We start from the raw sequence: 11,457 nt of genomic DNA on the forward strand, positions 1-11,457 counted from the left end.
GCTCGCCCCGCGCGGACCACCCCCGCGTCGGCGGGGAGCACACGGACCGGGGACACTTGATGCACTGCCGGTTCGGACCACCCCCGCGTCGGCGGGGAGCACGCGGCCGGGCGCTCGGCCGCGGTCGGCCGCGCCGGACCACCCCCGCGTCGGCGGGGAGCACGGTGGGCTGCAGGGCGGTGGTCATGGCGGGGCCGGACCACCCCCGCGTCGGCGGGGAGCACCGCGACCCGGTTCCTGCCGCCCCTCACCGAGCCGGACCACCCCCCGCGTCGGCGGGGAGCACGCTTGCCTGGGCGATGTCGAGGGCGTCGGAGACGGACCACCCCCGCGTCGGCGGGGAGCACAGGAGCTGGCCGAGGTCGTCGTTGCCGGTTGCCGGACCACCCCCGCGTCGGCGGGGAGCACAGGCGCTGCGCCAGACCGCCGAGGCGGTCGGCCGGACCACCCCCGCGTCGGCGGGGAGCACGCCCGGGGACGGGCGCGAGGCGGCGCGGGACGCGGACCACCCCCGCGTCGGCGGGGAGCACAATCGGTGCACAATCTCGGATTCTACGAAATGCGGACCACCCCCGCGTCGGCGGGGAGCACACTTCGTGACCTGCGGCTCAGCGAGGCCTTTGCTCGTTCTTTGCCAGCATGTTCGGCGCTTGAGGGGCAGCCATCCGGATGAGGGTCAGGCCATCGAAGTCCACGGGCACGCGGCGTCTGCTGCCGGCGGTGCGGAGCGCGAATCCTTGTTCTGTGGGGGCAGGGTGGATCAGGACCGCGGCGCCTTCGCCGACGACCGCGGTAACTGCTGACCAGAGTTCATCGCGAACACGAGCGGAGAGAGTGCCGACGAAGATGCCCGGGACAACCTCGACAGTCCAGCGGCTCAGGGCGCCCCGCAGGGACGGAGGTACGGCGGTGGTGGCAAGTACGGTCATCGAGGGCACGTCAGCCCCGGTTGCCGTAGTTGGTACCGGCAGGAAGAGGGCCGGCCTCCGGGTCCCAGAGGTTGACGAGGGGAATGTCTCTGCGCTCGTCTTGCTCGGCGGAGTCTAGGTCTGGGGTGAGGAGCCCTTGTACATCCCGCACAATTCGCGGCAGCAACTTGATGAGTCGTAGTTCGTCACGCAGTCGCCGTCGGGCGTCCTGTTCCGGTTGCGGACTGTCGTGCAAGGCGAAGGCCAGCGGAATCGTGGTCTGGGCCTTGTACAGGTCCGCGACGTCGTAGACGAAGGAGTGCTGCTTTCCGGTGTGGACGAAGCCGAGCGCGGGTGAGCAGCCCATCGCCAGCACGGCGGCGTGCACGATGCCGTAGAGGCTGGTGTTCGCTGCCGACAGGGCGAGGTTGACTGGGTCTTGGGCGTGCCACTGCCTCGGATCGTAGATTCGGCGGAAACGGCCGATGCCGTGCTGGTCAGCGAGGATCTTGTACAGCGCTTTCATGCGCTGGCCTTCGAGGCCGCGTAGTTGCTGCAGGGTAGTACCGTCGGGCACCTCCGTCCCGAAGCGCCTCTCGTACATGCGGCTGGCGACGTCGAGGCGACGGCCTTCGTCTGCCCACGCGTGTACCTGGGCCTCAAGCCAGGCAGTGGTAAGGGAGTCCGGGAGGATACCGGCGTAGGCTCGCACTCCTCCCGCTCCGACGCACACGACGGTGGTGCCGTGCCGGGCCAGAGTGCTCAGTGCGGGTGCGGTGATCGACGTCCCGGGTCCCAGGAGTACGCAGGAGAGCGAGGCCGTCGGCAGATAGACCACGTCCGTGCCCTGTGCTGTAGCGATCTGAGCGCATACGCCGGTGTCGTCCTGCACGACGCGGACGATGTCCAGGTAGAGAAAGGACAACGAGTCAGCGATCTTGGGCAGCATGGCGAGCGTAGGTCGGGCCAACCGCGCCGAGGCGGGGTCGCTTCGCCGGCTCATGAAACGTGCGCGGGTGCCAGGCTGAGCAGTCCGGCGCCGTACGACTTGGCGCGGCCGATGCCGGCAAGTAGCGAGAGGGTCAGCATCTTCGGGTCGGTGACCGTCGCGGTGCCGTCGTAGCGGATGAGACTGTGTCTGATCCGCGGGGCCTCGCGCCGCGGCATAGGCGAGTTGAGCGGGGTGGCTTGGAGTGTGCGCAAATGGAGCCCGGCCTCAGTGGCGCGACGAGCCCACCATTGGTCAGCCTCCGCTCCGCTGAGCGGGATCACCTTTCCGCGCTGGTTCTTCTTGTCCAGGGGCAGCCGTTCACGCTTGACCGGGTTGAGTACGATCCGGTACCGAACTGCCAGGTTGGCACGCATCGCGCGGAGCATGGGTTCGAGGTCCTTGATGTCGACCTGGCCGTAACTATTAGAAAGGCGCTCGGGTGCCAGTTGGCAGGTTGCCTGGACCAGGATGGTGGTATCACGGGCGTTCTGCTCGACTCGGTAGAGGAGGCCGGTGTCGTGGCGAGGGGTTGCACCGAGGTCGTCGGGGACCAAGCGCATGAGCGTCCTGTGGAGTTGGGTGGCGTCGCGCAGGTCGCGTTGGACTTCGCGACTCGCGGTGTTGAGGCGGATTCGGGCAAGGGTCGCACCGGGTGTCACGCGGTGGCCTCCTGGTTCTGGGCGTAGGCAATCAGGCGCTGGTAGAGGGGGGCCGAGTCGTCTTCCGTAGCCAGGCCGGTAGGCAACTGCTCCTCGGTGCGGGTGATCTGCCGTTTGCTGTAGCCGCGGCCATGCTGCGCGAAGCTGTTCGGGTTGTCATTGATGCTCACGATGACTTCCCCCGGTGTCGGTTGACCTTGTCGGGACTCCCACAGGAAGTCCACGGGCATCGTCTCGGGTACTGGCTGGCCACGGCGATGGCGGGGCTTGTTGACGGAGAGCGGCACTCGCCGGCGCAGTTCGTCGACCGGATCCTCGACGTGGGCCCGAAGCAGGAGAGGCTCGTCGGGCACACACGAGCGTCGCCCCAGGTACGGCGCCCAGTAGGGGCGTTGAAGTGCAGCGGCGATACGCGTGATGTCAGGTTCGGGCCCGCTGACGGCGACGACGAAGACGGCATCAGCCAGATAGGTTCGCCGGGTGACGACGGCCTCGCCCTTGTGGTCGCCGGCGCTGGTCGCGGCGGTCAGGTGCTTGGGGCGGCCTCCGCCGGCGGTGTGGTAGTCGACCAGCTCCACTCCGGGCCGGTCGATGCGAACCGTGAACTCCAGCTGACGATAGCAGCCCAAGTCCGCTCCACGGGGCAGTCCTTCAGCTGCTGCGAACATTCCGATCAGCCCGGATCGGGTGGGAAACGGGGCGCTGTCGCGCTGGGCGTTGAACGGCGAGCGTTCACCCCAGGACTGCATCGGTCCGGCGAGTCGGAGCAGGAATCCGGTCACGCCGACTGTTCCTTCTGGGGCAGGGCAGCGGCGAGAGCGGCGTCGGCGAGGTCGTACAGCGACTCGTGGCACGTTCCGAGTCCGACGAACGGCTCTTCTGTGATCGCCGTGTAGCCGTGGAACGTCCGGTCGCGGTTTCCGGTAAGGCGGTTGATGGCCTTCGCGTAGTCGGCAAGTGCCGTGCGCGAGGGCCCGGAGAAGCCTCCGCTCGTGTCTGCTCGCACCGGAGTCTCGAAGGCTGCGGCCAGCGAGATCGGCCGCTTATTGCGCACAGCGAGGTATGCGAGGTCGGGCAGGGTGTGCGGGGCGGTGCTGTTCTTCTTCGCCTGTGGCAGCGACAGGAGGAACTGCTCGGTGAAGGAGGCCAGAACGGTGCGGGCCGCGTCCTTGTCGCCTTCCAGGTTCCTCAGCAGGTCGGTGATGTTGACCGTGGCGTATCGGTAGAAGACGCCGGAACTGAACTCGCTGGTGTTCAGGTGGCCGCTGCCGGTCTCGGCTTCGCCGAGCCAGTCGTCGACTGCAGTGAAGTAGTCGCGCTGCGGCTCACTGGCATGAGTGGTGAACGCGTGCGCGACCCCGGCCGCCCCGTCGACGTTGGCCCCCGGCAGCTCGGCGAGCATCCGTCCAAGCAGGCTGATCGACGCGGTACGCCGCTTGAGGATCTCCTCGACCTTGGCATTGGGCAGGACTTGTCCTGGCTTGGCCGCTCCCTGCGCCTTCTCCAATGCGGGGCGGTGTTCTTCACAGACCGCGACCAGGTCCTCGACTCCGGCCTCCGGCAGGAAGAGGAGGACCGATGTGTGACCGGCGTTCTCGACGCCCAGTCCCTTCTTACCCGCACTGGCCGCGACCTGCCGGCCGGCGAAATCTGCCAGATCGGCAGGCCATCCTGCCTTCTCCAGAGCGGCCTTGACCTTGAGGGGAACCAGCCGGGTGCGGGCCGCCTTCTCCCCGAGGTCGTCCTCGACGCCGGTGCGGATCACGCGCTTCCAGGACTGGCTCGATACCCGGATGCGCGTGGCGTTGCCGTAGCGGACCGTCTTCGGCGAGCCGAGGTCGTCGCGGTTCAGGTTGGCCACGGGAACGGACTGGATGGCACTCAAGTCCAGGAACATCGACATCAGTTGTTGTCTCCTTGCATGCTGTTGCGGTCGTCGTGTGCGCGCAGGGTGGCGAAGTAGTTGTCCAGCCAGCGGGTCGCGATCCGGTCCCGATCCCGGTTCCACCAGGCCAAGTCGTCGATGAGGTGGGCCCAGTCGATCGTCACGCCCTTGGACAGCAACAACGTGGCGAGCCCCGGCAGCCGGGTGTGGAACGCGTCCCCGCTCTGTCGAGCGATCAGATGCAGGTCCTGCTCGACGCTGGCGGGGCTGAGGACCTTCTTGTTGGCCGCATGGGCCAAGGACACCCCAAGGTCGCTTCGCTGCTGATCGAGCTCGGCCCCGGCCTCGGCAGGCTTACGAGCCGACGGCGGCCGGTCGGCGATCAGTGCGGCAACGGCGTAGTGGGCGCGCAGGTCGTCGGAATGCTGTTGATCGGGCAGCAGCGGCACCAGGTGGCGATGCAGATCGAGACAGCGAGCCACCGGTAGGCCCCGACCCCGCCGCAGGTCGGCCCGCGCCCCCTTGTCCCGGTTGCACAGATCCAGCACTCGCTGCACGAACTGCTCCGGTCCGCGATCGCACGGCCAGTTCTCGGCATCGGCATCGCGGGCCTGCACTTGGTGGAAGCTGCGAATCCACTCGGTACCGGCGTGGCTGCTCGCGCGATCCCACTTCTTCAGGTCACCCAGCAGGACCGCCCAGTCGATGTTGACGTCCTTGGCAAGCAGGGGCATCACCAGTGAAGGCAGTCGGAGCCGCAGCGAGTCCAGGCTCTGGCGAGCCATCCACAGGAGTTCCGCCTCGGCGGAACCAGCCTTGAACACGCCTTCTCTCACCCCATGCGCGAGGGAAGCGCCCAGGTTCGGGCGCTGGTTGAGCAGTGGCAGTCTGTCCGAACTTCCGCTCTGCACCAGGCGACGGTCTCGGCGTGGTTGAGCAGCGATCAGCGCCGCCACCTGATACCTGGCGGACCGGACCTCGTCTGCCATGCCCTCCGAGAGCCGCCAGGCCAGGTGCGGGTCCATACGACGGCATTCCGCCATGGGGCGTCCCAGACCACTACGCAGGTCAGCCCGCGCAGCATTGCTTTGGCTGCACCGCTCAAGGACGTACCGAATGAACCTGTCGTCCGAGTCGGGCTGGGCTGGGTCGGAGCGTACGGCCTTTGCCGACGCGGGCAGGGCGGTCATATCTGCAAGACTCCTGGGGGCTCTCTGGGGATGACGGCCAGGTCACTGCTCAGCCGTTGAGGGCAGCAGCGCAAAGAGCGCGGCGCGAGCCCGGGAACGGGCCCGCGCCACCCGGACGTCGGCACGGGCGGCGGTCCCGATCGCGCCGTCGAGTGCGTCGAGCGCCGCCGACACGAACGGTCGCTCCGGTGAAGCGTCACACTGCTCGGGTGTGACCAACTGCCAGAACACCCGCTCGGCCTCAGGCCAGAAGTGACGCATCGCCACATCGCGCCATGGGCCCGGCTTCTTCCGATCGAGCTTCACCTTCGCGGCTGGATCCTTCGGCGGTTCCGTGGTCAGCCTCCAGGCCAGACGCGCCGCGAAGTCGAGGCGGTCACCGACCTGCTCAGCGAACTGGTGGCACCGGTCGACGTAATAGGCCATCTCCGGATGCACTTCTCGCTGCCAGCGCAGTACCGGCGGCGTCGTGGCCTCGTACCAGCCGTTGTCGCGCTGCTGCCCGTCCTGGTCGAATCCGTAGGCACGAACCCGCAGCTCCTGCCTCAATCGGGAGGGCAGGCTGTCGAGGATTCTCGGACGCTGAGCCTGGCGGTCACCGGTGCGCAGCAGCAGGGCATCCAGGTCTCGCCAGAGGGCGCGACGGCCGTCAGCCGGACGGGCAAAAGGAGTGTCGCCCTTCCTGGGCATGTCGCGGATCACGTACGGGTCCGCTGCAGCGGAGGGCGGCTGATGGGTGGACCATGTCACGTACGCGTCGGTGACCGTCCGGCGGTCCGCAGAGGGCACGAGGAGAACTGCGTGCCGGAAGCGTCCGGTCAGCAGACGGGTGGGCCAGGTCGGCGGGGCCAGCGGGCCGAGCGGGTCCGGGAGCTGTTCTTCTTCCCAGGGGCAGAGGTCGGGTCGGTCGGCGTCCGGCTCGTCGCCGGGCGCCGGCACTCCTAGTACTAGCGTTGTGAACAGCCGTGGGGCCCAGGGATGGAAGGAGACAGTCTTGCGCAGCGGACCGGCGTCCCCGTTGCCTGGCTTGTCTGCCGTGATTCGCCGCGGCGTGCACTGACCCGACGGCCCGTAGTACAGCTGGGCGAGAAGGTGCCAGGCCGCCTCCGCCGCCGGCACCGGAACCGGCGCGGTATCGGTGAAGTGCCCGAACAGGACGGCCCCGTTCACTCCGGTCGGGCGGCCCAGGACCAGCTTGTTGACCCCGGACGGGTTGGGCCGGCCTTGCGCGTCGACGCACTCAACGCGGAGCCTCGGATCCTGCAGGAAGGGCCTCTGATCATCAAATAGGTCGAACCTGCCTTGCCAGCCACTGGCGTCGAAGTAGGCGTCCACGGCCGCTGGATCGAACTGCTGCTCCCCCAAGACCCGGTCCCGGTGGCGCCCCCACTCCCGCGATGACATCTCCGTCAGCGACTGGTCGCCCAGTGGAACTCCGTCGTGCTGGCCAATGCGCGCCGTTAGGGCCGCCAGCACTCGCAGCAGCGCCGAAGCCGCGGCCGGCACTGGCAACTCCAAGTCCTCGATCTCGTGGGCCTGCTGGAACAGCCTCCGCAATCCCACTCGCAACTGGGAGCCAGCCAGACGTACCGGGATCCACGGCTCGTCCCGCAGATCGAACCCGCTGCTCATCGCACCTCTAGGTCTCACTTGCCCAGCACGATATGCCGCACCGCTGCCGATCGGTTGCAGTGCGTAAGCCAGGAAACCAGACCCTACCGACAACCAGGGGCGAGCGCTGGAAATCTTCTTTTCTGAATATTCGTCAGATGCCTTGCAGAAGAGAGAAGATGAGGTGGATCGATGGCGTGTCGGCCCTGGTCGACTCCTCCCGTCCCTGCCACCATCAGTGCCGTTGCAGCATCACCGTTCCGGCTGCCGCGGAGCACCCGCTCATCGGCAGATCAAGTCGCACAACCAGAAGGAGTCCGAGTGGTTCACGCTCTTCCAACTGTCACCGCGCTGGCTGTCGTTGTTCTCGCCGTCTTGATCCTCAAGCCGTCGCAGAAGGTCAGCGCCACTTGTGGCACGGTGCTCCTGGCCGTGGCCGATGCATTCCGGCGTCTGAGTGAGGTGTGATTCGCGCCGCCTGAGCCGGCTGCCCGCAGAGGGCTGACAACGGTCCAAGGAGCACTCCACCCCTCCTCGCCGATGCGAGGGTGTACCGCGAGATGATGAGGTGTGCCTCGGCACGCCTTTGAGCTGCCCGCCGATGCGGGAGTGTGGGGCTCAGCCAGCATGGCGGCTGAGCCCCGACCCTTCAACGCCGAACCAGGCCCAGTGCGTCGTCAAGGAAGAGGCTCTTGCCGCGAACCTGCACTGGTACCACCTCTCCGTCGCGAACCGGCTGGCGAAGGACCAGCAGCTCGCCGAGAAGCGCATGGTCGGCCCATACCTCCGGACGGCGGTGCGCGTCCTCCTCGCCCCTGAACCATTCGGCTCTCACCGGGATCGTGCGCTCCATGACAGCGCGGATCCGGTCGACCGGGATCCGATCGTCAGCGCCTTCAGGCTCGGGTAGCCCCTCATTGCCGTCCAGGTCGAGTGTGACGGTGCCGTTCTCCTGCTGGTAGACGCAGAGCAGTCGAACGGAGTCGGCGCCCAGACGCGTCGCGGCCTCCAGCTCGTCCGTCGGCCCAAGGTGGTGCAGTGCGTTCAGACTGTCCAGAGCACCCTTTCCCTGAGCCCGCGGGATCGCCACCGCGCCCGCAATGCCCTGTTGGGCCAAGGTCTCGCCGAGGTAGGCCGTCCACACCGACGACTTCGCCGGTTCGTCCCAGTCGAAGCGGTCCCCGACGTCGCCGTGCACCCGCTCGACGAGCTCTTGAACATCTCCGGGGATCTCCAGGGGAACCTCACCGCGTTCGGCCAGGAGCTTCGATGTCTCGATCAAGAGGAACGGGGCGTAGACGCTCTTCCATTGCTCGGGCAACGCACCACCCGGCTGCAGAGGATCAAGAACAACCAATCTGGGTCCGCTCTCCGACGCCCACTTCGGCCGGTCTCGACCACTAGGGCGGCCGTGTGCGGCCCACCAACCCTCGTGCCGCCAGCAGCGCCCCGCCCGCTGCAGCAGCAGGGCCAGCGGAGCCAGATCACTGATCACCAGGTCTGCGTCAAGGTCGAGGGACTGTTCGACGACCTGGGTCGCCACGATGATCCGCCGCGGCGGCCGAGCACCCTTGCGCCCCATCCCCTCAGTGACCTCTCTGGTACGCCGCTCGCGCACATCGGCCGGGAACCGGGCGTGCAGCAGCTGGATGTCCTCCCCGCCATCAGGTTGTTGCGCGTAGCGGTCACGCAGCCAGGTATAGGTCTCCTGGGCATCGGCAACCGTATTGCAGACCACCAGGGCGCTACCGCCATCCACCCAGAGTGGCTCCAGCAACTGTTCGATCACTGCCAGCCGCGCTGACTTGCCCGCCCCGGCACTATGGCGGACCGCCTCAACTTGCACCGTCAGCGTCATCCGGCGTTCGCTCGCCTGCTGCTCGTGCATCTGATCGGAGATCGGTGTTCGGGTGCCTGTCTTGGCATCCACATAGAGCCAGCCCGGGTACGGCGCCCTGAACGACTGCTTCCTGAGCTGCTCCCAGTTCTGCCCGGCCCCTCGCAGGTACTCCTTGATCAACCGGTCGCTCACCGATACCGGCAGCGTTGCCGACAGCAGGACCACCGGCACGCCGTACGCTCCGAGCCAGTTCAGCAGTCGCCCCAACAGGACTTGCATGTATGGGTCGTAGGCGTGCGCCTCGTCGATGATGAAGGTCTTGCCGGACAACGCCAGCAAGCGAAGGGCATTGTGCCGGACCGGCAGCACCGCCATCAGCGCTTGGTCCACCGTCCCGACCGCGAACTGCGTCAGCAGCGAGCGCTTCCCCTGGCGGAGCCACTGGGGCGGCCGCATCGCGCTCTGATCAGGCGTCGGACCACGGCGCCCCCGCGCCTGCGATCGCTCGTCGCCGCCCACAAGCCTCCGCGCATTGTCTGCGAGATCCTCGTCAGCGTAGGCAGCGCTCAGCCAGGCCATACTGTGCGTCAATGCCAATCCGCCGCCCGCGCCGCCGCCTAGACGAGCCAAGACGCTGGCCACCCTGCTGTGCATCTGGTCGCTGGTAGCCATCGTCGGCAGGAGAAATGCGAACCCGCGCGTCCCGCAGGCGGCTGACATCACCCGCTCGGCTTCCAGTGCTGTCTCGCTCTTACCGTCGCCCGGGGCGGCCGTCACCAACAGAATCCCTGCGCGACCCTCTTTCACGACCGCCGAGAGCTCGGTCATAACGGACCGTTGGAGTGGGTTTGGTCCACCAGTGATGTCGTAGGACTCGGCGAAGCCCTTCCGCGTCAACTCGACTGTGAGCAGCCCTGCTTCGCGTGCCAGGTCCGCCGCGTCAGCGAGCGACCTTGCAAAGTGCGCGTCCAAGGATGCGTCGAGCTTCCGCTGTCGACGTCGCAAGTAGTCCTCCTGGCTGACCAGCCAGTCGGCCAGAACCACCATCCCCGTGATGAGCACGGCTGCGGGCGCCGTGAACTTCTCCGGCTGGGGCGGCGAACCAACCAACTCGTACACTACCGAGGCGTGCGCCACGCGCTGCCGAGCGTACGTGTCGCCGCCGAACTGCTTCTGGTATTCCGGGGACTCCGCGTAGGCCCAGTCGAATCGGTGCGACACCCCATGGTGGCTGCCGACGACCTCCGCTACACGCTCTACGAGCTCGTTCTCGTCCTCTGCGTCGAACCCGAGGGCCTGGAGCACTGCTGGGATGCACTCCATACCTGCAACATCGTGCGAGATCCGTTGCTCCCCGATCCTGCCCAAGTCCCTGGACAGGCCTACGCTCAGCTGCTGCCGACCGCGGGCGGTGCACAGTTGGAAGCCCGAAAGCTTTCCGATGTCATGGAGTCCGGCACACAACGCCACTAACGAACGGGCCTCACTGGGATCGTCGCCTAAGCCGAACCCGTCAGCGATTACCTTTTGCTGATTGTCCGACAGATAGTGATCCCACAAGTACCAGGCCATCGCAGCCGCATCGAGCAAGTGGCGCACCAGCGGGTACAGCGGATACCCCGGGTCGAGCCCCCGTTCCTTCGCCCACGCCGTCTCGTCCGGTGCCTCGTGCCGCCCCATCATCGCGCCACCTCCAGACCCCAGCTGACCACACGCCCCCGACATCCTGCCCACTCCAGCCGGTACGGTGACGCTATGAACGCCAGTCAGCAGGCCTCGCCCACTGCAAAGAACAAGCAAAGCCACCGCTAACCCGCAGGTCACAAAGTGTCTTCCCCGCCGACGCGGGGGTGGTCCGCGGCTGGTCGGTGGCGACCCGATCGAGGCGAAGTCTTCCCCGCCGACGCGGGGGTGGTCCGCCGGCCTCCGTGCTCCGCACGGAGTGCCCCCCGTCTTCCCCGCCGACGCGGGGGTGGTCCGACGGCTCGTACCACCAGGGCATGGCCTTCGTAGTCTTCCCCGCCGACGCGGGGGTGGTCCGGCGACGCCGCGCGGGAGCCCGGTGACCTGGACGTCTTCCCCGCCGACGCGGGGGTGGTCCGTACTTCGCGTTCGGCGTCGACGACGTGGACGCGTCTTCCCCGCCGACGCGGGGGTGGTCCGGCCGGCCACGTGACTGAGACCGCGTCGGACCCGTCTTCCCCGCCGACGCGGGGGTGGTCCGTCGAACATCGTGGTCAGGTGGTGGTTGCCGGAGTCTTCCCCGCCGACGCGGGGGTGGTCCGGACGTCCGCACCGCGCCGTCGGGCGAGGGGAAGTCTTCCCCGCCGACGCGGCGGAGGACCGAGCGGCCCGCAGAGGACGCCGCGAAAG

Annotated in this window: 8 protein-coding genes and 2 CRISPR repeat arrays; all 8 genes read right to left on the minus strand. The window is 67.7% G+C overall.

The genetic code is table 11. From position 1 onward, the window contains the following. Nucleotides 1–12: 12 nt before the first annotated feature. Nucleotides 13–591: a CRISPR direct-repeat array (repeat unit 29 nt; unit sequence CGGACCACCCCCGCGTCGGCGGGGAGCAC). Nucleotides 592–608: 17 nt separating this feature from the next. After that, the gene (gene cas2e / locus ACFW1A_RS31875; RefSeq protein WP_380415005.1) at nucleotides 609–938 is read right to left on the minus strand and encodes a type I-E CRISPR-associated endoribonuclease Cas2e; all 330 of its coding nucleotides are present in this window, start codon (nucleotides 936–938) and stop codon (nucleotides 609–611) included. 1 nt (nucleotide 939) lies between these two features. Further along, complete coding sequence (cas1e, locus tag ACFW1A_RS31880) at nucleotides 940–1,857, minus strand: type I-E CRISPR-associated endonuclease Cas1e (RefSeq protein ID WP_380415007.1); 918 nt, start codon at nucleotides 1,855–1,857, stop codon at nucleotides 940–942. Nucleotides 1,858–1,907: 50 nt separating this feature from the next. Then, nucleotides 1,908–2,558: a type I-E CRISPR-associated protein Cas6/Cse3/CasE gene (gene cas6e, locus ACFW1A_RS31885; protein ID WP_380415010.1), complete on the minus strand. Its 651-nt coding sequence runs from the start codon at nucleotides 2,556–2,558 to the stop codon at nucleotides 1,908–1,910. Further along, nucleotides 2,555–3,340 carry a type I-E CRISPR-associated protein Cas5/CasD gene (gene cas5e, locus ACFW1A_RS31890; RefSeq protein WP_380415015.1) on the minus strand — a complete coding sequence of 262 codons (786 nt, stop codon included), beginning with the start codon at nucleotides 3,338–3,340 and terminating at the stop codon, nucleotides 2,555–2,557. The genes cas6e and cas5e overlap by 4 nt, the downstream gene beginning before the upstream one ends. Continuing rightward, nucleotides 3,337–4,461, minus strand: a complete 1,125-nt coding sequence (cas7e, locus tag ACFW1A_RS31895) for a type I-E CRISPR-associated protein Cas7/Cse4/CasC (RefSeq protein ID WP_380415019.1) — start codon at nucleotides 4,459–4,461, stop codon at nucleotides 3,337–3,339. The genes cas5e and cas7e overlap by 4 nt, the downstream gene beginning before the upstream one ends. Then, on the minus strand, nucleotides 4,461–5,633 hold the full coding sequence (gene casB, locus ACFW1A_RS31900) for a type I-E CRISPR-associated protein Cse2/CasB (protein WP_380415021.1): 1,173 nt from the start codon (nucleotides 5,631–5,633) through the stop codon (nucleotides 4,461–4,463). The genes cas7e and casB overlap by 1 nt, the downstream gene beginning before the upstream one ends. 42 nt (nucleotides 5,634–5,675) lie before the next feature. Beyond that, entirely contained in the window at nucleotides 5,676–7,265 is a 1,590-nt protein-coding gene (gene casA, locus ACFW1A_RS31905; RefSeq protein WP_380415024.1) for a type I-E CRISPR-associated protein Cse1/CasA, read from the minus strand. A 628-nt stretch (nucleotides 7,266–7,893) separates the two neighbouring features. Further along, on the minus strand, nucleotides 7,894–10,767 hold the full coding sequence (cas3, locus tag ACFW1A_RS31910) for a CRISPR-associated helicase Cas3' (protein ID WP_380415027.1): 2,874 nt from the start codon (nucleotides 10,765–10,767) through the stop codon (nucleotides 7,894–7,896). Between the two features lie 146 nt (nucleotides 10,768–10,913). After that, a CRISPR array of direct repeats spans nucleotides 10,914–11,430; the repeat unit is 29 nt; unit sequence GTCTTCCCCGCCGACGCGGGGGTGGTCCG. The last annotated feature ends 27 nt before the right edge of the window (nucleotides 11,431–11,457 follow it).

The sequence above is a fragment of the Kitasatospora sp. NPDC058965 genome, assembly GCF_042741245.1.
Classification (GTDB): Bacteria; Actinomycetota; Actinomycetes; order Streptomycetales; family Streptomycetaceae; genus Kitasatospora.